Below are 22,408 nucleotides of genomic sequence, written 5' to 3' on the forward strand. Positions count from 1 at the left end.
CATTGTTAGTCGGTATTCGGGTTGACGCTTCTCTGAAAATGGGAACGGGCCATACATTCAGAATGTTAACGCTGGCTAGTAGATTAAAGCAAAAAGGGCATGAAATAGTCTTCATTAGTCGTCGACTCAAAGGAAACCTGATTGCTTTAGTCAAAGAAAAGCACTCCGTAATAGAGTTGCCGGAACCTGATGTTGATTTTGTTCCTAGCACACACTGCGGACACGCAGCTTGGTTAGAAGTCTCGTACGATCAAGAAATCACTCAAACGCGAGACGCTCTAACTTCATACCTAAAAAGTAAAGGGCGAAGCCAACTGGATTGGCTTGTCATCGATCACTATGCAATTGAGAAGGATTTTCAATTAGCGCTTAAGCCGCATAGCAAGGACATTCTACAAATTGATGACTTAGCTGATCGGCAACATATATGCGATGTATTGCTAGACCAAAATTTCTATCGTTCAGGCGAGGCTCGCTATGACGGTCTTCTCCCAACAGAAAGTTTACGTCTATGTGGTCCTAGGTATGCGTTGCTTCGGGAAGAGTTTGCTGTGTCGCGACGTAACCTTCCAGCTTATCAATCAAGATTAATGCAGAAAAAAGTCGTTTTGTTTTTTGGTGGTGTAGACATTGCCAACGAAACAGAGAAAGCTTTAAAAGGCCTTTTAAGTGTAGATAGTGACGACTCTTTTGACGTTATTATTGGGATGAACAATCCTCATAGAGAAGCGCTTACGGCACTGTGTAAAAAACATCTGGATAGAGTGACTCTCCACATCCAAGTAGAGAACATGATGGACTTCTTTTCATCAGCGTATCTCTACATCGGCGCAGTTGGCGCTACTACATGGGAGCGATGTGTATTGGCACTTCCTGGGATAGTATGTTCAGTTGCGGATAACCAAAAAGATCTAGCAATAAATTTACATCAAATAGGGGGGCATCATTATTTAGGTTTAAATACAGACCTAACTTCTAGTGATTATGCCAATGCCTATAAGCTTTTTAGCTCGGAGCCTGCATTACTTCATACTCAATCTAAATTATGCGCTGAGCTTATTGATGGTAAAGGCTGCGAAAGAGTTGTTAAACAGTTAGAAGAGATCTCAAGAAATGACTACATTTAGTATTCGCCTAGCTACCAATGAAGATAAATGGATGGTATTAGATTGGCGCAACCACCCAGACGTTAGGGCGGTGATGCTGACCAATCATGTCATTCAGCCTGAGGAGCACTCAACATGGTGGGATACTACGTTAGCTTCCGAAGATCGATGTTTGCTCATACTAGAACGATTGGGTCAGCCTGTTGGTGTAATTATATTTAATCGAATAGATCAAATAAAGAAAACAGCATGGTGGGCTTTTTATTTAGATAACGCCAGCTTGGAAAAAGATAATAAGATAGAGATATGGTTTGAAGCTGAAAAGTTAGCGCTGGACTACGCTGGCAACACTCTAAATCTGCACGAGATGTATGGAGATGTGGTAGATGAAAACGAAGCTGTTTTTGAGTTGCATAAAAAGTTTGGATTTGAGGAGTGTGAACCACCTGCTGGTCTCGTCGAGACAAACCGTCCAATACGCTACCTAAAATACACGTGGACAAAGAATAAACCAGATTTAAGATCAAGGCTTTATCTCTGTGCTTCGCATAATACGGACTTCTTGACTGATGCATTGTGTCGAAAAAGTGGTCATTATCCTCAGTTTCCTTATCAAATAAAGAAGCTTGAGTTTGGACGTTATCAACTAGACTTATTGGACGAGTCCAATGTGGAGTTGAATCATCAAGACTCTTGTTATGTTTTTTTAGAGCGTATAGAAGATCTTTTTCCTGATATTTATACATTGCCAACGGAGTCCTCTCTTCTAGAGACAGAGAAGCGTATTGCAGAGTATCTCTCTTTTATTCGACAAATTGCAACTCGTGGTAATAACAAAGTATATGTCGCTGATTTCTGCCTTCAAAAGGGTTTTCCTTATTCCTTAGAAGAGCAGTTTACAGGTTCAAAACTCCAGCGTTTAGTTGGGGAATGGAATGATTCTCTTCAAGCACTTAAAGCTGAAAACCTTATTGAAATCGTTCCATATTCTCAGGTCATCCAACGAGTCGGACACTCCTTTTCAAATAAATATTGGTATATGGCACGAGCGCCTTTCTCTATTCAGTGTTTGGAAGCTTACAGTCAGGCTATTTTAGGTAGTGTATTCGCATCACAAGCACTATCAGCTAGAGCTTTGATTCTAGATTTAGATAATACACTTTGGCAGGGAGTTATCGGTGATGATGGGTTGGAAGGTATTGCATTAGGTGGGGATTACCCAGGTAATATCTATAAGGAGCTCCAATCACTTTTCCTCGCCTTGAAAGAGCGTGGTATCTTACTTACCATTTGTAGTAAGAACACAGAGCAAGTAGCGTTAGATGCCATTGAGTCTCACCCCGAGATGCGCTTAAGGAAAGGTGATTTTGTTGCTCATCGTATTAACTGGGTACCAAAATCTCAGAACATAAAAGAGTTGGCTCAAGAATTAAATCTTGGCGTTCAATCTCTCTGCTTTATTGACGATAATCCAGTTGAACGTGCGGAAGTTCGCCGTAACGTCCCAGGTATTTTTGTTCCTGAATTACCTGAAGACCCAGCAGATTGGTATGACTATATCTGTTACTTACCTGAGCTCTACGTTGCTCAAATCAATGAATCGGATAAGCGTCGGGCAGAGCTTTATAAAAAGCGAGTTGATATTCAGAAAGCTCAGGCTAACTTTGCTGATAGAACTGAGTTTTTAGCAAGCTTGGAAATGGATGTCCGCATTGAGCCATTAAGTGAGTCAAACTTTGATAGAACTTACCAGCTCTTTAGCAAAACGAATCAGTTCAACACGACGACTATACGTTACAGCAAAGAGGAGCTGCAGAGGTGGCTCGGATCGAGTCAGCACCAAGTTTTGCATGTTCAAGTAAAAGATAAGTACTCAAGTGAGTATGAAGGTGTTGCTGCGCTAGTCATCATTTGTGATAACAAAAAATGGGTTATCGATAACTTTGTAATGTCGTGTCGAGTGATGGGTAGAGATATTGAAAATGTGATTCTTGAACAGCTTATCCATCAAGCGAAAGCTATCAACATAAGCTCAGTTATTGGGCGTTACGTTAAGAGTCAAAAAAACATACCAGTGGAACATTTATACTCAAAGAACGACTTTGAAAAGCAGAATGATGATTGCTGGCTATTTGATTTGGATAATAAGTCATTACCTGAAAGAACAGAAGTTATGAAGTTACATTGGAATATGTAAGAGTATGAGTATGAATTCAAATACAATGTTTTCCGCTTTAGGTGTCTTGTATATTGACCATTATACAGTCACAACTAGAGACTTAATGGATACACTTAAAGATCTCTTATCGATCCCTAATACAAAGTTACTCCGTGGGCCAGGCGAAGATCTTAATCGCAATGCGCTTTATGCATTCGTTGAGCTCAATGGGATGGGAGTTGTAGAAATCCTATCGCCAACTAATGATAACTCTCCAATTACTGAGCACGCGAGTTCTGGAGGTGGGGCATATAACCTTTGCTATACAGTGCAAGATTTAGATAGCGCAATTAAAATTGCGGAAGAGAGATTTGACGCCGTACTTGTTGAATCACCAAAAGTCGAGGTTGCCTTTGATGGTCGGAGATCAGCATTCTTAAAGCACCCATCACATGGACTTTTCAAGTTGCTGGAAAGTCTCCCTAGTTCAATTGCTTTTGATATTCCTCACCTTCAAAGTGATGAGCAATGCGTGCAAAAAGATAAATTACTGGCAATTTATAATAATGTAGTTGGCGATAGAGAAACAGAGTTCAACAAAGTAAATATGAAAAGCTGCGCTGAGTGGGATTCATTTAAGCATTTACTTCTCATGATGGAAGTTGAAAAACAGTTCGAATTGAAAATACCAGCAGCAGACATGTCCTCTTTAAATTCATTAGAAAAGATAGACGCTTACCTGTCGAAAAAGTAAAGGCAATTATGAAGATAGCAAACCGACAAATTGGTCAAGGACACAAGCCATACATTATCGCAGAAATGTCTGGTAATCATAATGGTGACATCAATCGAGCAATTGCACTGATCAAGGCTGCGAAAGAAGCGGGTGCAGATGCCGTCAAGTTACAAACATACACAGCCGATACGATTACAATTAACCACGATAGTGAAGAGTTTATGATTCGTGGGGGGCTTTGGGATGGCGCTAAGCTTTATGATTTGTATGAGCAAGCACATACACCTTGGGAGTGGCACAAGACATTATTTGATGCAGCTGAAGAAGTTGGTATAACAATTTTCAGCTCTCCTTTCGATCATACAGCAGTCGATTTTTTGGAAAGTTTGAATGCACCAGCGTACAAAATTGCCTCATTTGAGTTGATTGATCTTCCTTTAATTAGAAAAGTTGCTTCCACAGGGAAGCCTATGATCATGTCAACTGGAAATGCGAACTTAGGCGAGATAGAAGAAGCTGTAGCAGCGGCGAAAGCGGCAGGGGCACAGGATATCGTCTTGCTACACTGTACCAGTGGTTACCCAACGCCAGCTTCTCAGGCGAACATCTCGACAATGGCAGTAATGCGTGATGGCTTTGGGGTAGAGGTTGGATTGTCAGATCATACGATGGATATCGGCGTGTCTGTAGCAGCGGTAGCATTGGGCGCATGTGTTATTGAAAAGCACTTTACTTTATCGCGCGCAGATGGTGGTGTAGATTCGGCATTTTCTCTTGAAAAAGAGGAGCTTAAATCTTTAGTGGTAAATTGCACCATGGCTTATGAAGCTATTGGTAAGCCAAATTTTGTTAGCACGGAGGCAGAGCTTCAGACTAAATGTCATCGCCGTTCTTTGTATGTAGTAAAAGATATTAAACAAGGTGAGATCTTCACGGAAGAACATGTTCGGTCCATACGTCCTGGTAATGGAATATTACCTAAGTTCTTAGATGAAGTTCTTGGGAGTACAGCAACGGTAGACTTGAAGTTTGGAACACCTTTAAGCTTCTCCCACTACCAAAAGTAACAGAAAGAAAAATCGCCGGTCTGACCGGCGATTTTTATAGTTTTGTCTCAATAACACCTATCTTTTCAAATGCTTTCTTTATTCTCTGTTCTCGATCTTTGATCAAAGTATTTTCTGAAATATGTGGAGAGCTTAAGTTGTAGACAGGCATACCAGTATAGAGGAGTGATGCTGTGTATTGAACTGTTGATAAAACCCCAACCAAACCAGAAAGCATTATCTTCTTATCGATTAGCTCAATCTCAAGTGGAAATTCGCTGTAATGGTAAGTAACGTTTGGAATTTCTAAAATTCTATTTTTAATCTCTTCAGTTTCGGTTCTATGAGGGAAGTAAATGATAGGCTTACTATACGTTTCCACAAAGTGCTTTATTTCATTTACATACTCATCAATGGTTTTTCGTCTTTTGTGGCCAATCGCACCCTGACCAATAAAACCAATTGGGGCATTAGGATTGAATAAGTTTGTAATTTTGAATCTATCTTTTAATACAGAAAGTGAATTTTTTATAATGACATGTTCTGGGTTTGGAATGTCAAAGATAGTGAATATTTCCAAGTTACTACTTTGTTCAAGTTTACCTATAGGCTTCAGACCATTTAGACGTATCATGATGTCCTGAATAAACCTAGGTCTAAAATAAGTACTTTTATGGCGAATTTCTTCTTCATACTCGTTAATGGTTAATGTGCCATCATCAAAGTAAACTTCAGTATTTATAATAAGATTTTTTAGGATTAATTTTGTTCTCCATGCATTATATTCAGCATGAAAGAAATAGCTTATGAACTTATCGTTACAGATTTTTTTTATTTTTTTTATTGCAATCGGTACTTGTTTGCTTCTATTGGTTCTTGGGATTTGGATGATATAATCCCATTCATTTTGGTCTAATAGTTTGCCTTGCTGCGATATCCCAGGTTCAGAGTCCTGGTCGACAAGCAGTAATATATTATTCTGGCAAGCGTATTCTCTCTTGGCCTCTAAGGCACAAATATATTGAAATGGTGAAGTTACTAAAAACAAGTTCACTTTAGACTCCTCTGCAACAATCTTTTATTGCGAGTGTATTAATACTAGTCGACAAAATGTTTACCATTCATATCACCAATAACTTTTGCTGGGTTTCCCCCTAGATATGAGGAACCTTGGTACTCTTTTCCTGTCAACACAGCACCCGCAGCCACTATCGTATTAGTGTTTACCCTTGTTCCTTTCAATACTGTGGTTCGCGTTCCAAACCAGGCCTGCTTTGCGATATATATTGGCTTGTCTTTATTCACCTGCAATGAAGTAGAGTTATCAATAATGGGATGAAAGTCGGTATCCATAAACAAGCTCTGCCATGATATCAAGTTGTGCCCTTCAAAATGAATTCTGTCCTTACATATAATCGTGACATCGCCTGTAAAGTTACAATAGCTTCCAAAAAAAAGGTGTCCATCAACATGTAATTTACTGCCAACACCGATTTTGACATTCTTAGAGAAAGAGACTTGACCGCTTTTACTGAGATTCCATATAAATCTAGCTCTGGTACTATCGATGGTTTGAATTTTCCCGAAACCTAGTCGAACTCTTGCAAAAGAAGGTTCATTTATAAGTGCCACTTTCCCACTTAATGACTCAAACTTTGTTTTATGACATACGATAATGGGCAGTTTAATAGCCTGGCTGAACGGTAAGTAATAGAAATTAAACAATAAGGTTTTTGGAATAGCTCTAATGTAATAGTACAGTTTGCTAACTAATTTCATTTTTATATATTCTTATAAACAAAGTTGAGGGTCCTTGAAATAGAGCCTTGAAAATCGCTTACAAATTCTTTTAGCTCCTGCTGGTGATTTATAGACATCTCTTTGTCGGTGAGTAGTTCACCAATTGTGTCGGCAATTTCGACATCATTAGATGATATCTTGATTAGCTTTCTTTTAATCAATTCAGGGACAACCTCATTGAAGTTATAGTAACTCGGCCCGTTAACAATAGGAATGCCTAGCGCTGCTGGCTCTAAAACGTTATGACCACCGACTTTCTCTCCAATTAAACTGCCGCCCATAAAGCATGCATCGGAAGCTTGTAGCAAAGTCAGCATTTCACCCATTGTATCAGCTAGGTAGACTTGAGTTTGTGGCGTGATTTGTGTGCATTGAGATCGCCTCTCACTAGTAAATCCAGACTTAGTAATCAAATCACTCACATGCTCAAATCGTTCGGGGTGGCGAGGGACAATGATAAGAAGCGCACTTGGTATATGTTTTAGCAACTTAGAGTGTGCTGAAAGTACGATTTCATCCTCTTTGGGGTGAGTGCTCGCAGCAATCCAAACCGGTCTGTTTTCACCAATTCCAGCTCTCAGATGGTTCCCTTCGGTGATTGCATTTTCAGGAATTTTTAAATCGAATTTAATGGACCCAGTCACGGCTAGTTTATCTTGAGGCACTCCTAGCTCTGCGAAATGAGCTTCATCAGATGCTGATTGGCAAAGAAGTTTATCTAAGCAAGGAATCATAAGATTGAAGAGTGGTTGAACCCTCTTATAGTGACTGCAAGATTTCTTTGATAGACGTGCATTGACAACCGTAATTGGGATTCCTGCCTTATGAACAGTATTAAGCGTATTTGGCCAAAGTTCAGTTTCAATGATTAACATTTGCTTCGGCTGAATCGCTCTTAAAAAACCTTTTATTGCGAAGCTGAAGTCAATTGGCATGTATCTGTGCTCAACCAAGCTGCCCAGCTTAGAAATCTGTGCCGCACCTGTACTCGTTGTGGTAGTTACAACAACGACCTGTTCTGGATCTTTCTCTTTGATTGCTTTAATCAAAGGCGTTGCTGCTATGCTCTCACCCACTGACACCGCATGAATCCAGATAGGTTTTCCCTCTCGTTTTTGGGTTATTCGAGGAGTGAAACCAAAATGTTCTTTCCAACGAGAACCAAATGGGGGTTTATTGTTTTTTTTCTTGTAAAGCCCCATTAGTAAAAAAGGGGATACGATGAAAAGTAGTGCAGTATAGAAGGCTCGTATTAGCATGGTTCTACCGTTATCGCTTCTAACTTTTTGATACTGTTTAGGACCTGTTCAGGGCTTAGGTCGCTTAAGCACTTGAGGTGTTTAAACTGACATTCACGTTTAAAACAAGGTCGGCACTCAATGTCGGTGTGCACAATTTCGACTTTTTCCGCGAGGGGAGGCGTGTATTTAGGTGAGGTTGAACCATACACTGCTACCACATTACAGCCGACAGACGCTGCTACGTGCATTAAGCCAGAATCATTGCTTACAACTGTTTGGCAGGCTGATAGTAAATCAACAGCTTCAATTAAACTGGTGGCTCCAGCAAGAATATGAATGTTGTCCTTATACTTATCACTTACGTTAGATTTTATGTTCTCACAAGTTAACAAATCTTTTTTAGAACCAAACAGCCAGACATGTTGGCCTTCGCTTGCTTTTGCCTCAGCGACTTTAGCGTAGTGTGTTTCTGGCCACTTTTTGGCTGGCCCAAACTCAGCCCCAGGGCACAGACCTAGAACCGGAGTGTTTTGAGATAGTCCAAACTTTGCGATGGTATCTTGTAGTTGCGTTTCATCAACAGACAATTTAGGTCGAGGAAGGTTTTCAATCCCAGGAAGAGACGATGAGTCTTTCATTTCCGCCAGAGGGTAGGCTAGTGCAACATAACGTTCCACCATGAACTGGAATGACTTTTTATTCGGTCGAAGGTCATTGAGTAGGCCATAACGCATCTCTCCTCGCCACCCAGTTCTTGTTGGGATATTCGCGAACCAAGGTATCAGCGCAGACTTAGCTGAATTTGGTAGGACAAAAGCGTGGTCGTAACTGTTGGAACGTAGAGTTTTACCTAGCTCTCGACGCCCCCAGAAATTGAATTCACCATGACCAAGAGGCATTTCGATAGCTTGGTTAACTTCAGGCATCCTTTCTAGAATGGGTTTACACCAGCCAGGGGCCATCACATCGATAAGTACATCTGGGTGCGCTTGTTTGAGAGTGATATATAACGCCTGAGACATTACCATATCGCCAACCCATGACGGACCGATAACTAAAACCTTTTTCATTTTACGATCTTCTTCTTGAACTTTTCATGTTGGTAAGGGTTGCTTTCGGTTGGGTCTGGCCTATTTCTGAGTAATTGGAATATCCACATGTACTGAGTTGGGTCTTGAACCACTTCGTCTTCGATAAATGCGTTCATACGCCTAGCATCAACCAGTTCATCCCCTGATGGGAAGTCATACCAAGGTTCTTTTATCGATATTTCATATTGACCAGTGTTGATGTTAAATCGAGAAAATGTCGGAATAACAACTGCTTTGCTGAGTTTAGCTAATTTTCCCATGCCTGGTAAGGTCGCTTTTGGCACCCCAAAAAAGTCCACGAATACACTTAGCTCTCTACCGTGATCTTGGTCGGGTAGGTAATAGCCGAGAAAGCCTTCGCGAATAGACTTAAGGAATGGTTTTACGCCTAAGTCACGCTCATGAATGCGCCCACCAAACTGGACTCGTTGGCGGTACATCAACCAATCGCCGATAGGGTTTTTCTGTTTCTTTGCCATCGCCGCGACAGGCATACCTTTAGATGCAAGAAACACTGGCAAGATATCAATAGGCCATGAGTGAGGAGCAAGAAGTAAAATGTTGTACCCTTTCGCTTGTGCTTCTTCTAGATGCTCTAACCCATGAACCACCGTATTTTTTTCTAGGTATCTCTTTCCGAGTAAAGTGACTAGTGGAAAGTTAAGTAAGAAGGTGCCGGCGACGGTAAGTGTTTTTCGCAGTAGCTCTTCTTTTTCTTCATCACTTTTATCTGGAAAACATAAAGATAAGTTAACCCACACATTTAAAATCGTACTCTTACGTTTGTTTGCCAGTTTGTTGGCAATGAATCGAGCAATAGCGCGGTGAACTTTTAAAGGAAGCAAGCTAATTGGCAAAATAAAAAGTATGGCTAGCCAAAGCCCCCAATGTTTAGGGTGCAAAAAGGCCCATTGGAATTTGGGCTCATACTCATTAGAAGTAGTATTCATTTTAGTATTCATAACAAACGTTATTTATAAGGACAGAAGCTATTTGAATGACAACTGAGAGACATTATGAATTAAGCCTCAACTTTGGAAAATTGAGGCTTACTAAGTATCTATTACTTATTAATGATCGCCATATATTCAGCGACACCTTCGGCAACTGATTTGAACTCAACATCACAGCCAGCCGCACGAAGCTTAGTTAAATCAGCTTGAGTGAATTCTTGGTATGCGCCCTTTAGGTGCTCTGGGAATGGGATGGCTTGAATTTCCCCTTGCTTATGATGAGTAATTACTGCTTTCGCAACCTCTTCAAATGACTCTGCACGTCCTGTACCGCAGTTGTAAATACCAGATACACCATTTTCAAGGAACCATAAATTTACTTTACAAACGTCACCGACGTAGATGAAATCACGTTTAAAGTGCTCACTACCTTCGAATAGCTTAGGGTTTTCACCTGCGTTAATCTGGTTGTTTAGGTGGAAAGCAACCGAGGCCATGCTACCTTTATGATCTTCACGAGGGCCGTAAACGTTGAAATAACGAAAACCGGTAATCTGAGAAAGCTTTTCACCGTGTTCTTCAGCATCGAGCCATAAACGACGTACGTAGTTATCAAATTGCTGCTTAGAGTAACCGTACACATTTAGCGCACCTTCATACTCAGCTTCTTCGATGAAAGTGTCTGTTTCGCCATAAGTGGCAGCAGAGGAAGCGTATAAGAATGGGATTTCTCTATCCAAACAGTAATGAAGTAGCTCTTTAGAGTACTCATAATTGTTTAGCATCATGTACTTACCATCCCATTCGGTAGTAGCAGAACATGCGCCTTCGTGGAATACAGCCTCAATAGGGCCAAAATCATCGCCAGCCATAACTTGAGTCAAGAAGTCATCACGATCCATGTAATCAGTGATATCTAAGTCAACTAAGTTTTTGAACTTTTTGCCGTTTTTTAAGTTGTCAACAACCAAGATATCATTGATGCCAGCTTCATTTAGTGCTTTAACAATGTTGCTGCCAATCATGCCAGCACCACCAGTTACGATGATCATAAAACATCCACCATAAATAACGAATAATACTTGATGATAACAGAGAATATCTGGAGTAGCGAGAATACGAAATTCAACAAAAGAGCAGTATTTACCTCAGTGCTTCTGTCTAGCTATTAACCGATAGGCTTACCTATCAAGCGGCATGAATGCATAGATTAGTCATTGAGCTTAATGCAGACGACTAGTTTTTCTGACTGGCAAGAGTGAATGTCTTTCGTGAGTAAGAAAGGATTTTTGCGTAAGCTAAAAATGCAAAAACAAAGAGGTAGAACATCACGTAATCCTCTATGTTATAAATTTCACCTAAAATTCCAATTCCTGCCAAGCCAGTTGCGAGCGTACATATGATTGCTAATGTTTGACGAGAGCTGAAACCAATTCGCTGCAAAATGTGGTGAATATGTTCACGGTCTGGTCGGAATGGTGAATCACCACGTTTGGCTCTGCGCACAACCACGGTAACCATATCCATCAATGGCACTGCAATTAACCACAAGGCCGTAACAGGGCGGATAGATGTTGTACTTGGTGTTTGGCTTGCACTTAGAAGCAGCCATATGACTGTAAAGCCGATCAGCATACTACCCGCGTCGCCCATGAAAATTTTCCAGCGTTTCCCTAATAGGCCAAGGTTCATAATGGTATAAGGCAGCATTGCGGTGACAATTAACAAGCAAAGGAAGCTCAGCCCTTTATGTGCATCTGAGCCCAAGAGGTAAGCAAGAGATAGGAAAGTTACGATAGATAATCCACCGAGTAGTCCATCAATACCATCGATCATGTTGAATGCATTGATGGCTGCAATTACGGCCAGTACGGTCAGTATTGGACTGATAAAACCGAGTTCTATGGAGCCTAAACCGAGAATATTGCCGAGTGAATGTAACTCAATACCAGCGATGTTTATCATTGCGATAGAGACAAGAGCTTGAATCACAAGGCGCAGCTTAAAGCTAACATCAAACTTATCGTCAAATGCGCCAATAACAGCCAGAATGCTGATACAAATAACGAACATATTGCTTTGCGGAACATCATGAGTTCTGAAGACAAGGTATTGTGCAAGCACAATACAAATAGACAAGCCACCTACTAATGGGAATGTCCCCTCATGAAGCTTTCGTTCATTAGGGCGATCTGCTAAGCCAATTGTTTTGGCAATTTTTCTCATAATCAGCTGAACAGCAAAAGAAAAGAGAAAAAGATAAAAGAGTTCTTCAAGCATAAAAATCGATAACCTAGCAGTCTTGGCGTCACGCGTCGCGAGACAATTTTAACGCAAAACTGTCCTCAGGTAAAAGTTACCCATGCATTAGATTTGTATCAATTATGTACTTATTATTCGTTATCATCTAGGTCGATATAAAATCTTCTGAAGATAAGTATTATTAATAAACTTATTGTTTAGGTCATAGTGCTCAGAAATCGGTAATCGTACTTTCTCAAATACGAAGTTTTACTTGTTGATGATGAAACTGTTCTGCGTGTTGTGTTAAATTAGCGCATAAATTGACTACTAACCGACACAAAATGACACTCTTTAACATCGCGATCATCTTGGTGTGCGTCCTAGGCATTTCGATAGGACAGATCTTATTCAAACTTGCCTCACCATATTTTCCTACAGCAATATCAATGGCCTCATTAACAGGTTTTGTTTTTAACAAGTACCTATTTTCTGCCTTGATCATATATGGATTGGCAACTGTTTTATGGGTTTATGCACTACGCTTAGTTCCTCTTTCTGTTGCTTATCCATTTATGGCATTAGCCTTTGTCATTGTTCCGTTATTAGGGATGCTGTTTTTAAATGAGCCTTTTCAATGGCGTACATTGTTTGGTACAGGCTTAATCATCTCTGGCCTACTGGTCATTGTTCGTTAAGGGGTTATATAAATGAAAGTCGCTGTTGCCATCCCGTGCTACAAAGTTAAATCTCACATTCTTTCAGTGATCGAAGGTATTGGAACTGAGGTTGATACAATTTACGTAGTAGATGATTGTTGCCCTGAGCAGTCAGGAAACTTTGTGATTGAAAACAACCAAGATGAGCGAGTTAAAGTACTTTGGCATTCTGAGAACCAAGGTGTCGGCGGTGCTATTGTCACGGCTTACCAACAGGCATTAGAAGATGACATGGATATTGTCGTGAAGGTAGATGGTGATGGACAGATGGACCCATCTTTGTTGCCTCACTTCATTGAACCTATCATTCAAGGCCGTGCTGATTACACGAAAGGCTCTCGATTCTTTACTCTTGAATCTCTTACGTCTATGCCATTTGTTCGTAAATTTGGTAACGCTGCACTCTCCTTTATCAATAAAGTCTCTAGTGGCTACTGGAACGTCATGGACCCAACAAATGGATATACCGCTATCCATGCCCAAGCATTGCGCTTAATGCCTTTAGAGAAGCTAAGTCGTCGCTACTTCTTCGAGAGTGATATGTTATTCCGTTTAGGAACGTTACGTGCAGTTGTACAAGATATTCCGATGGACGCGATTTATGGCGATGAGGTGAGTAACCTGTCAGTCAAAAAAGTACTTGTAGATTTCCCGCCACTTTATTTAAAAGCATTCTTCAAACGCGTGTTTTACAATTACTTCTTGCGTGACTTTAATGGTGCAAGCATGGAGTTAGTACTTGCTTTAGTGCTAATGATATTTGGAACGTTCTGGGGTGGAAGCCACTGGATTGGTTCAATTGTTAGTGGAGAAGAAGCAAGCACAGGTACTGTAATGCTAGCAGTATTGCCTATTATCATGGGTTTCCAGCTCCTTCTGAGCGCAATTGATCATGACATGACACATGTCCCAAGTAAGCCATTGCAACGCTGGTTTTCTGGTGCAAAGAAAAAGTAAGGGCATAATTTGAAATCTCTCAGACGGCTAGCGCTTGATAAGTTCGATTGGTTTTGCGTTGCATTATTAATCCCAATAACAGTGTTTGCTATTACACCATCTTCGTACGGTATTGTATTGGAATTGTTTGGTTATAAAGGCGAAGGCTTGCTTTGGGCGTCGCCACGAATGATTCGTTCTGATGAATGGGTGGTGTGGACACCTTACATGCAAATGGCAGTGCTTAACGGCTTTGAGCGGTTTAATGAGTTGTCAGTGTACCACCAAGACTTGCGAGGTTTTAATGCGCTGCCTTTATGGGACTGGGCGCTGGTATTTAAGCCGCTCATGTGGCCATTTTGGATATTTGAACCAGCACGTGCGTTTGCTTTACATCACGGGCTGATCATTGTTGCCTTTCTACTCGGTTGGAAGCGACTCGCGAGTAAGTGTCTTGAAGATTTTGTGGATGATACCAAAGCGCGAGGTATTTACTCAGCACTGTTTGCTCTTACCTTGTTTTTTACAGGCTTTGTTCAGTTTTGGTGGACGACCTTGGGGCCAGTACTTGCTCTGAGCTCTTGGCTTTTGCTGGTCGTTCTAGAATGGAAACATTCCGTCTATCACTACTTTAAGCTGACTTTTGTTGCTGTTGTATGGTTGTTATCGCATACATACCCACCTGTAATCATATCTGTTGCTTACTTTGGTGTTCTCCTTTTGTTTATTCATCAAAGTGATTGGTGGAAGCGATCACTTCCTCAACTATGCTTTACCGCGATCGCGTGCCTATTTGCTGTAGCTATAACGCTGTTTTATTACAAAGATATCATTCCTGCGATGATGGGTACGGTTTACCCGGGGCAAAGAGTCTCAGTCGGAGGGCAAAGTGAATGGTTATTGTGGTTATCTACGATTGTCCCATTCTTAACACATTCGAATTTTGATAATTTGATCGGGTTGAACATTTGCGAAGTAGGTGCAATAGCCAGTTTACTACCTGTTGCAACGGCCTTCTTTGTCACGCCTGATACAACCAAGCCTCTCGTTAAGCGCGCATTAACATGTTCTCTTATACTCTTTGGAGTCGCTACTGCGTGGATGCTACTCCCTGTACCGTCGTTCCTAGCAAAAATAATGCTACTAGACCAAATTCCATCGAATCGGATGGTATTTTTAAGTGGCTTAGTTATTAACTACCTATCTCTGGTTGTTTTGGTTACAGGGACCATTCGCCTAACGCCGCTGAGAGTGTTGTTATTCTTGAGTTTCTTTGTATTCTCAGTTTCATTGCCATCAATATTGTCTTTGATACCTTGGGGTAAGAAGTCCTTATTTGAGTTATCAGCGCTATTAGTGCTAGGTATTTGGTGTTTCTTTGCATTTAAAAAGGGTGCGCTAAGCCATCAAAAAGGCGCGTTAGCTATTCTACTTATTGCCCTCTTACCTAATGCCCTCTCGTATTCTTGGTTTAATCCTGCTCAAACAGCGTTTCCAATTTTCGAGTTACATAACAAACCTGAAGTGAAGTCTCTAGCTTCAACTGCATATCCTATTGAGCGAATTACTGGTGCTGTTGAACATGATGATGGTGCTCATTCATCAAATAAACGTGATAAATGGGTTGTATCTAGAGATTATCCTGGGGCGATTTTATCCGGTTTAGGGATGAACTCGTTTACAACAGTGTTGATTCAACCGAAGATCCCTTTCTTTGCGAAAATGTATCCAGAGCTTTCAGATGAAGCTTTGAATGTGACATTCAATCGTTATGCTCATATCATGCTTTCTAACTCAGTTGATGTCCCAGAAGCAACTTCACCTGACGTAGTTACAGTGCCTATTGTTGATGTCTTACCAAGTAAGTCTTACTTAAATGCACATGAAGAGTTGAAGTTCGTTGACCTAACTTATGAAACAGGTCAGAGCGCTCAGTTTTCAAGTACGTCTTCGCGTTCTGGTAGTATTGATGTCGTCTCTCTAAAAGAAAACGAAATGCTAATTCAGGGGTGGGCACCATCCGAAAGAATAGATCTCATTGGGCAGTTTGATAAGGACGATATTTTGTTTGCCAGGAGTGTATTCAGGCCAGATGTTGCTCGAGCGTTAAATGATAAGAGGCTGGCATATTCTGGCTTTGAAATATATGTCCAAAATATAGATAAGTACCTTTCAAAACTGGATAACTCGGGGCTCTGTATTGTAAGTAAAAGTTCTTTGTTTGGTGATGTTGTATTAAATATTGGACAAGGTTTAGGCCGATATCAATGTAAGTTTTAAGTCTACTTGATTGGTTAAAGGTTAACTGAATGCTGACTTTGTAAGGTTGAAGTCTGCGTAAGGTCGCTTTATCATCGTGATGTCACATTTGCCATAAGTGAAATCTTGACCCATCCTGTAGTACTGAAATTGGTAATTTCGCCTGTTGGTGGCTTGTTATTGAGAGTTGCTCTCAATAACAAATTAAATTCAGAAGCTAGGTATATAAGAGCAAATAATGCGCATAATCATCTCAACAATTTCACACAATCATTATGAAATGATCGCGAAATTAAATTCACTTGCACAACTGGCAGAAAATGAAGATGTAACCGTTATTTGTCGAGATAATACTGGTGATGCAAGACTTCGAGAGTATTGCTCAGCACATGAAATTATCTATATTGAGAATCGTTATTCGTGTGGTTATGCAGTAAATAATAATTTGAACTTTGTTTACTATCGAGAGCACTTAGAACCACAAGATGATGATTACTTTGTGCTATTCAATCCAGACGTTGAGCTAACACCAACAACGATTCAAGAGCTTCGTAAGTCACTGACTGATAAGCCTCAAGGTATCTTGGCTGGTAATCTATTCCTCGATGAAGATTTTACTACAACCGATGACAACATCAGGCGTTATCCGCGTTTGTATCAGTTTGCAAAAACCTACCTCTTAGGCAACCGCTCAACGATGATCGACCGAAAACAAGGCTTACCTGAAGATGGGCGTTACTGGGCAAGTGGTGCTTTCATTGCTATAAACGCACCTCTATATAAGAAGCTTGGTGGTTTGGATGAGCGTTATTACATGTACTGCGAGGATATCGACTTTTGCTACCGTGCATCAAAGGCTGGTATTCCAGTAGAGTTAGTGGAAGACGTAAAGGCGATTCACTGGCGTCAACGTGACAGCAAAAAAATGTTCAGTAAGTTCTTTGTATGGCATGTTAGCAGTGTGTTTCGTTACTGTTTTAGTCGAAAGAAAGTCGCAGCAAAGCGCTCTCACCTTTACCTTCCGGCCTCAACCAGTTCAGCTCAGCCAGTTGTCGCAAACACACGTGTTGTTGTAAAGCCAATTAATGCGGTGGAGTCGATTGAAATAAGTCGCTCTCGCGCTGTAGATGAACTGTTGGAACGTGAGGCGTGTTAAACGTATTTCAAGTTCAGCCTTGTATTGATATTGTTTTAGCGACATACAACGGTGCTGTTTACCTAAAAGAGCAAATTGAATCTATCCAAAATAACCAAGCTTATTCAAGCTTGGTTAAGTCTTTCATTATCATTGATGACGGCTCTTCAGATGCGACTGAAGCGATTGTTGCCGATTACGCTAGTTCTGACTCTTTAATCAAGTGGGTGCCATCCAGCGGCAAAAGCTTGGGACCTAGCGGCAATTTTTGTCGCGGAATCGAGTTAACGTCTGCCCCTTTAGTCATGTTGTGCGATCAAGATGATGTTTGGTTTGAAGATAAAATTGTTACCAGCTATGAAAGCATAAAGCCTTACATTGGTTCAGCTATTCCTGCGCTAGCGTACAGTGAAATGCACATTGTCGATAACCGTTGCCAGTTAATTGCCGACTCTTACTTTAAGTTCAAGAACATCCCATATTCATGGCCATCAGATTGGGGCAACTTACTACAGCAAAATACGGTATCTGGTTGCACCAGTATTTTTAATCGAGCTTTGATAGATAAATCATTGCCTATCCCATCAGATGCCTACATGCATGATTGGTGGTTGGCTCTTGTGGCAAAGCAATTTGGAGTGTTGATTTTTATCGAAAAGCCCCTTATTGCCTACCGTCAGCATCAATTCAACACGATTGGAGCTAAAAAGCGCTCGCTACGCGGGATAGGGAAGCAGTTCCAACGCTTTGAGCAAAGTGTGCATGATGTGGTCAAGCAGGCGGCAGCCTTTCTCCGCATATATGGCAAAGAGATGGATGAGCTAGAGGCAAAGAAAGAACTTGAACAATTGAGGGGGATTTCCGAGCTCCCTCGATCCAGCCTAATGAAAAAAATATCGCTATATCAACATGGTATGTTAGGTCGTAGCCATGCTTTAGGCACGGTACTTCTCATGATAGTGGTTCTTTTGAAACTATAATTGGATATTTTGGCATCGATATTGCTTATTGGTTGTAGCAAAGGAAATTACGACAACTTTTTGGCGAGGCTTAATTCGATGAACAAACTGACTCCCTTAGCAATACTGACTCCATTAATTCTTGCCGGTTGTGGTGGTAGTAGCGGTGGCTCTGCACCAGCACCAAAATATAATATTGAGTTTGCTTCTTTTTATGTTGAGAAAGCGGCAAGCAGTAACTCGACATGTTCTGTTTATGCGGAAGAGGTATTCTACGAAGACCCTGATCCAGCTAAGCCTGATGAAGAGCCAGAAGTTGACTACAAAAATGTTGTCCTAGCGACAAAAGTTAGCTCGCCATCAGTTCGTGTGGCAATTCACGATGCCAACGGCCGAATGATCAAAGACTTTGTTCCTGGTGCCGCAGAATGGAAAAACGGCAAGTTGTCGTTTAACCAATCGCTTATTCCATCAAATGGTTACCTTACAACTTACCAATTGCTTCAGCGCAATAACATTGTATTCTTAGATGCAGTGTCATACCAAAAGAACGTACTAAATGGTTCAATGACATTTACAACACCGCCAGCAACACTGACGCAAGAGAAAAAATGTATTACGTCAGGAGCTAAGCCACCAACATTTACTTCTAAGAAACAAACTTTCGATGATCGTGGCGAACCAACAGGCGTATTTGGTTTTAACACGCCGGACGGCAACTACTGGTCAGTATCACCACTTAACGCTGAGTTAGAGTTGGGTAACAAACCAATGCTAGCCGTGCGTTACGACCGTCATGTTGACGATACTCAAGACAACATCAACGAATCAGAAGCAGAGTCTCGCTATCGTCCACTTCAAGAGTACCGTTTCATCACAGGTACTAACCTTGGTACTAAGCCACTAGAGTTAAAAGAAATCGGTGACTCAAATTCTGATAGCAAGCCGCAATGGTATCCACCACAAGACGCAACAATCGACAGTGCGAAGTTGTTTGTTAAGTACAGCGGCTACTCATATTTGTGGCAAGCACTGCCGAACGCTCCGGAGCAGTTTAGTTTTGCTAGCAGCATCGGTAGCAGCAACTACTACCTACAAACAGAAGGTACGTTCAATAACTGGAACTTCAGTCAAGTAGATCGCGTGTCTAATCCTGCATCGGGTATTGATGCAACCAATTCAATGAGCGCGTTAGATGTTCCTATGCACGCACCACTAGAGCTAATGGCTTGTAGTTCAAGTGCGTCTGAAGTAGGCACCTGTTTACGTGCATACCAGACTCCAGACACAGGCAATGCGCGTATTCAACGTAGTTTTGTAAACGTAGATGACAATGCTGGTGGCCAAATTCGTCACACTATTTACAGCAAGCCGAATGATATGCCAGGTATGTTCTCGTTTGGTAATAGTGTCGTCGACGCAATTTGGAGTTCTAACCTAGTTTCAGCAAGTGCGTCATTGCTTTACACATCAGATACAAGTGTTGAAGATACGTTCCTGAAAGTACATCGCGATCCAATGGCTATCGCACAGGATGATTACAACTCAGATACTAACGTAGATAGCTTCGGTTTCTTGGTGACAGACTATGATGTTAAATACCATGCTTCTACTCTAGATACCAAAGATTACCTACTGTTGGATAACACCAAAAAGTAGCAGTACTCTGACTACGAAAGCGCTCCTGTTGGAGCGCTTTTTTGTTGTGTGTAAATAATTGATAGTAATCACAAGTAAAATTAGCACTCACTTGACACATTTTCTCAAGGCTGCCTGACGGCGTTGACGCATTTCCAATTGAGTCTTTCCTCCGCAGTGGTCATGCTTTATTTTCATGGGTAGAGCCGTTATGATTACAGGTTGAGCGAAGAGACTCCGATTTTGGACGGCTTTTCGTGAAAGAGTTCATCAAGAATGCCCCTATCGATCGATTTGGGTCTTTCATATTTATCGAGGTCTCAGATACGTAGCCTAATACACGCTGCATGTTTGAAACGATCTCGCGATTGCTATTCAGTTGGCATCTAGTAATTATCAATCAAAGGAAAATCAGCTGTGCAGATAATGGTTACCGGTGGGGCAGGCTTTATTGGTTCTGCGGTTATTCGTCACCTAATTCAGAATACAGAACATAGCGTAGTAAACGTAGATAAACTGACTTACGCAGGCAACCTACAGTCTCTTGCTAGCGTTGCAGACTCAGAGCGTTACACCTTTGAGCAGGTCGACATTTGCGATGCGGACAACGTAAAACGTTTGTTTGAACAGTACCAGCCGGACGCCGTAATGCACCTTGCTGCTGAGTCACATGTTGATCGTTCAATTGACGGCCCTGCTGAATTTATCCATACCAACATCATCGGTACTTATACCCTATTGGAAGGTGCGCGTAAGTATTGGAATGAGTTGTCAGAAGATGCTCGTCAAGCATTTCGCTTCCACCATATTTCAACAGATGAAGTGTACGGCGATCTGCCACATCCAGATGAAGTTGAAGGCGGTGAACTACCACTATTCACTGAGACGACGGCTTACGCTCCGAGTAGCCCGTACTCAGCATCGAAAGCATCAAGTGACCACTTAGTTCGTGCATGGGCTCGTACTTACGGTCTGCCAGTGTTAGTGACTAACTGCTCTAACAACTACGGACCTTACCACTTCCCTGAAAAGCTAATTCCATTAGTTATCTTGAATGCCCTTGCAGACAAGCCGCTACCAATCTACGGTAAAGGCGACCAAATTCGTGACTGGCTATTCGTAGAAGACCACGCGCGTGCACTTACAGAAGTGGTTCTAAACGGTGTGGTAGGTGAAACATACAACATCGGCGGTCACAACGAGAAGCAAAACTTAGAAGTGGTTCAAACGATCTGTAAAATCCTTGATCGTTTAGTTCCTAAAGCAACGCCATACGCAGAACAAATTACTTACGTAAAAGATCGTCCAGGTCACGACCGTCGTTATGCGATTGACGCAGACAAGATCGAACGCGAGCTGGGTTGGAAGCCACAAGAGTCATTTGAGAGTGGCATCGAAAAAACCGTTCAATGGTACCTAGATAACCAAGAATGGGTGAAGAACGTTCAAAGTGGTGAGTACCAACAATGGGTTGACCAGCAATATGGAGCTAGCAAGTAATGCGAATCTTATTGTTGGGTAAAAATGGCCAAGTTGGTTGGGAGCTGCAACGCTCCCTAAGCTGTCTCGGAGAAGTAACGGCTGTCGACTTTGATAGCGCAGATTACTGTGGTGATTTTACTAACCCAGAGGGGCTAGAGCAGACAATTTTAGCGCTTAAGCCTAACGTCATCGTTAACTCTGCAGCCTACACTGCCGTAGATAAAGCCGAAGATGATCAAGCTGTTGCTTATCAAGTAAACGCGGGCAGCGTTGAAGTTATCGCTAAAGCGGCAGAAAAGCTTGGCGCATGGCTTGTACACTACTCTACAGATTACGTGTTCGACGGTTCAGGAGAGCATGCTCGTAAAGAAGAAGCTCCAACTGCTCCATTGAATGTGTATGGTGCTAGTAAACTTCAAGGTGAGCAGGTAGTCGCTCAGCACTGCAGCAAATATCTGATTTTCCGCACAAGTTGGGTATACGCAAGTCGTGGTCACAACTTTGCGAAAACCATGCTCAAGTTGGCGAAAGAAAGAGAAGCACTTTCAATCATCAACGATCAAGTGGGTGCTCCTACTGGCGCAGAATTGTTGGCAGATTGCACAGCAAATGCGTTACGTGTTGCGCTAAATAAACCAGAGGTAGCAGGTCTTTACCACCTAGTAGCATCGGGTGAAACCACATGGTACGACTACGCGCAATTCGTTTTTGACTACGCACGTCGTAGCGGTATTGAGTTGGCCGTTAAAGAAGTGAATGCAGTACCAACAAGCAGCTTCCCGACCCCTGCACAAAGACCTCATAATTCACGTCTTGATACTTCCAAGTTTGAGCAAACATTTGAGCTTAACATTCCCCATTGGAAGCACGGCGTAGAACGAATGCTTGTAGAATTAACAGAGTCTTAA

At 41.6% G+C, this 22,408-nt stretch carries 19 protein-coding genes; 12 read left to right on the top strand and 7 right to left on the bottom strand.

Annotation, left to right across the window (positions count from 1 at the left end; translation table 11 throughout):
- Positions 1 to 2 precede the first annotated feature (2 nt).
- Genes pseG through pseI form a run of 4 tightly spaced genes read left to right on the top strand, consistent with a single transcriptional unit; the run spans position 3 to position 5,067 of the window.
- On the top strand, positions 3 to 1,127 hold the full coding sequence (gene pseG, locus KIV41_RS00680) for a UDP-2,4-diacetamido-2,4,6-trideoxy-beta-L-altropyranose hydrolase (RefSeq protein WP_010445116.1): 1,125 nt from the start codon (positions 3 to 5) through the stop codon (positions 1,125 to 1,127).
- Positions 1,114 to 3,303, top strand: coding sequence for an HAD-IIIC family phosphatase (locus tag KIV41_RS00685; RefSeq protein WP_252041475.1), 2,190 nt, complete (start codon positions 1,114 to 1,116; stop codon positions 3,301 to 3,303). Before pseG ends, KIV41_RS00685 begins: the two co-directional genes overlap by 14 nt.
- A 10-nt stretch (positions 3,304 to 3,313) precedes the next feature.
- Entirely contained in the window at positions 3,314 to 4,018 is a 705-nt protein-coding gene (locus KIV41_RS00690; protein WP_252041477.1) for a hypothetical protein, read from the top strand.
- Positions 4,019 to 4,026: 8 nt separating this feature from the next.
- Entirely contained in the window at positions 4,027 to 5,067 is a 1,041-nt protein-coding gene (gene pseI / locus KIV41_RS00695) for a pseudaminic acid synthase (protein WP_010445121.1), read from the top strand.
- A gap of 34 nt (positions 5,068 to 5,101) precedes the next feature.
- On the opposite strand, the gene KIV41_RS00700 is transcribed toward pseI, so the two are convergent.
- The 7 genes from KIV41_RS00700 to wecA form a co-directional block, all read right to left on the bottom strand.
- The gene (locus KIV41_RS00700; RefSeq protein WP_071234860.1) at positions 5,102 to 6,100 is read right to left on the bottom strand and encodes a glycosyltransferase 52 family protein; all 999 of its coding nucleotides are present in this window, start codon (positions 6,098 to 6,100) and stop codon (positions 5,102 to 5,104) included.
- 44 nt (positions 6,101 to 6,144) lie between these two features.
- Positions 6,145 to 6,825, bottom strand: a complete 681-nt coding sequence (locus KIV41_RS00705; RefSeq protein ID WP_083388891.1) for a transferase — start codon at positions 6,823 to 6,825, stop codon at positions 6,145 to 6,147.
- A 2-nt stretch (positions 6,826 to 6,827) separates the two neighbouring features.
- Positions 6,828 to 8,105, bottom strand: a complete 1,278-nt coding sequence (gene waaA / locus KIV41_RS00710) for a lipid IV(A) 3-deoxy-D-manno-octulosonic acid transferase (RefSeq protein WP_252041479.1) — start codon at positions 8,103 to 8,105, stop codon at positions 6,828 to 6,830.
- Positions 8,099 to 9,157, bottom strand: a complete 1,059-nt coding sequence (waaF, locus tag KIV41_RS00715; protein ID WP_252041481.1) for a lipopolysaccharide heptosyltransferase II — start codon at positions 9,155 to 9,157, stop codon at positions 8,099 to 8,101. Before waaF ends, waaA begins: the two co-directional genes overlap by 7 nt.
- The gene (locus tag KIV41_RS00720) at positions 9,154 to 10,128 is read right to left on the bottom strand and encodes a lipid A biosynthesis (KDO)2-(lauroyl)-lipid IVA acyltransferase (protein WP_010445160.1); all 975 of its coding nucleotides are present in this window, start codon (positions 10,126 to 10,128) and stop codon (positions 9,154 to 9,156) included. The genes waaF and KIV41_RS00720 overlap by 4 nt, the downstream gene beginning before the upstream one ends.
- 113 nt (positions 10,129 to 10,241) lie before the next feature.
- Entirely contained in the window at positions 10,242 to 11,183 is a 942-nt protein-coding gene (gene rfaD / locus KIV41_RS00725; RefSeq protein ID WP_010445162.1) for an ADP-glyceromanno-heptose 6-epimerase, read from the bottom strand.
- A 184-nt stretch (positions 11,184 to 11,367) separates the two neighbouring features.
- Positions 11,368 to 12,411 (bottom strand): UDP-N-acetylglucosamine--undecaprenyl-phosphate N-acetylglucosaminephosphotransferase, encoded by a 1,044-nt coding sequence (gene wecA / locus KIV41_RS00730; RefSeq protein WP_252041482.1) that lies wholly within the window; start codon positions 12,409 to 12,411, stop codon positions 11,368 to 11,370.
- Positions 12,412 to 12,716: 305 nt separating this feature from the next.
- On the opposite strand from wecA, the gene KIV41_RS00735 reads away from it, so the two are divergent.
- The 8 genes from KIV41_RS00735 (at position 12,717) to rfbD (ending at position 22,408) form a co-directional block, all read left to right on the top strand.
- Complete coding sequence (locus KIV41_RS00735; protein ID WP_072604294.1) at positions 12,717 to 13,070, top strand: SMR family transporter; 354 nt, start codon at positions 12,717 to 12,719, stop codon at positions 13,068 to 13,070.
- Between the two features lie 12 nt (positions 13,071 to 13,082).
- Positions 13,083 to 14,048 (top strand): glycosyltransferase family 2 protein, encoded by a 966-nt coding sequence (locus tag KIV41_RS00740; protein WP_252041484.1) that lies wholly within the window; start codon positions 13,083 to 13,085, stop codon positions 14,046 to 14,048.
- A gap of 9 nt (positions 14,049 to 14,057) precedes the next feature.
- Complete coding sequence (locus tag KIV41_RS00745; RefSeq protein WP_252041486.1) at positions 14,058 to 16,307, top strand: hypothetical protein; 2,250 nt, start codon at positions 14,058 to 14,060, stop codon at positions 16,305 to 16,307.
- Between the two features lie 217 nt (positions 16,308 to 16,524).
- Positions 16,525 to 17,442, top strand: coding sequence for a glycosyltransferase family 2 protein (locus KIV41_RS00750; protein WP_252041488.1), 918 nt, complete (start codon positions 16,525 to 16,527; stop codon positions 17,440 to 17,442).
- Complete coding sequence (locus tag KIV41_RS00755; RefSeq protein ID WP_252041490.1) at positions 17,436 to 18,401, top strand: glycosyltransferase family 2 protein; 966 nt, start codon at positions 17,436 to 17,438, stop codon at positions 18,399 to 18,401. The genes KIV41_RS00750 and KIV41_RS00755 overlap by 7 nt, the downstream gene beginning before the upstream one ends.
- Before the next feature lie 78 nt (positions 18,402 to 18,479).
- Positions 18,480 to 20,039 carry a hypothetical protein gene (locus KIV41_RS00760; protein WP_252041492.1) on the top strand — a complete coding sequence of 520 codons (1,560 nt, stop codon included), beginning with the start codon at positions 18,480 to 18,482 and terminating at the stop codon, positions 20,037 to 20,039.
- Between the two features lie 396 nt (positions 20,040 to 20,435).
- A complete protein-coding gene (rfbB, locus tag KIV41_RS00765) occupies positions 20,436 to 21,518 on the top strand; it encodes a dTDP-glucose 4,6-dehydratase (protein ID WP_038883485.1) in 1,083 nt (360 codons plus the stop codon).
- Positions 21,518 to 22,408, top strand: a complete 891-nt coding sequence (rfbD, locus tag KIV41_RS00770; protein WP_252041494.1) for a dTDP-4-dehydrorhamnose reductase — start codon at positions 21,518 to 21,520, stop codon at positions 22,406 to 22,408. Before rfbB ends, rfbD begins: the two co-directional genes overlap by 1 nt.

Origin of the sequence: Vibrio sp. D401a, assembly GCF_030248515.1 — a bacterium.
Classification (GTDB): Bacteria; Pseudomonadota; Gammaproteobacteria; order Enterobacterales; family Vibrionaceae; genus Vibrio; species Vibrio rotiferianus.

Excerpts from the sequence above, each read along its gene's own strand:
- waaA (WP_252041479.1), bottom strand. The coding sequence starts at position 8,105 with ATGCTAATACGAGCCTTCTATACTGCACTACTTTTCATCGTATCCCCT.
- KIV41_RS00760 (WP_252041492.1), top strand. The coding sequence starts at position 18,480 with ATGAACAAACTGACTCCCTTAGCAATACTGACTCCATTAATTCTTGCC.
- KIV41_RS00705 (WP_083388891.1), bottom strand. The coding sequence starts at position 6,825 with ATGAAATTAGTTAGCAAACTGTACTATTACATTAGAGCTATTCCAAAA.
- KIV41_RS00740 (WP_252041484.1), top strand. The coding sequence starts at position 13,083 with ATGAAAGTCGCTGTTGCCATCCCGTGCTACAAAGTTAAATCTCACATT.
- rfaD (WP_010445162.1), bottom strand. The coding sequence starts at position 11,183 with ATGATCATCGTAACTGGTGGTGCTGGCATGATTGGCAGCAACATTGTT.
- KIV41_RS00685 (WP_252041475.1), top strand. The coding sequence starts at position 1,114 with ATGACTACATTTAGTATTCGCCTAGCTACCAATGAAGATAAATGGATG.
- KIV41_RS00720 (WP_010445160.1), bottom strand. The coding sequence starts at position 10,128 with ATGAATACTACTTCTAATGAGTATGAGCCCAAATTCCAATGGGCCTTT.
- rfbD (WP_252041494.1), top strand. The coding sequence starts at position 21,518 with ATGCGAATCTTATTGTTGGGTAAAAATGGCCAAGTTGGTTGGGAGCTG.
- wecA (WP_252041482.1), bottom strand. The coding sequence starts at position 12,411 with ATGCTTGAAGAACTCTTTTATCTTTTTCTCTTTTCTTTTGCTGTTCAG.
- KIV41_RS00690 (WP_252041477.1), top strand. The coding sequence starts at position 3,314 with ATGAATTCAAATACAATGTTTTCCGCTTTAGGTGTCTTGTATATTGAC.
- KIV41_RS00735 (WP_072604294.1), top strand. The coding sequence starts at position 12,717 with ATGACACTCTTTAACATCGCGATCATCTTGGTGTGCGTCCTAGGCATT.
- pseI (WP_010445121.1), top strand. The coding sequence starts at position 4,027 with ATGAAGATAGCAAACCGACAAATTGGTCAAGGACACAAGCCATACATT.
- waaF (WP_252041481.1), bottom strand. The coding sequence starts at position 9,157 with ATGAAAAAGGTTTTAGTTATCGGTCCGTCATGGGTTGGCGATATGGTA.
- KIV41_RS00750 (WP_252041488.1), top strand. The coding sequence starts at position 16,525 with ATGCGCATAATCATCTCAACAATTTCACACAATCATTATGAAATGATC.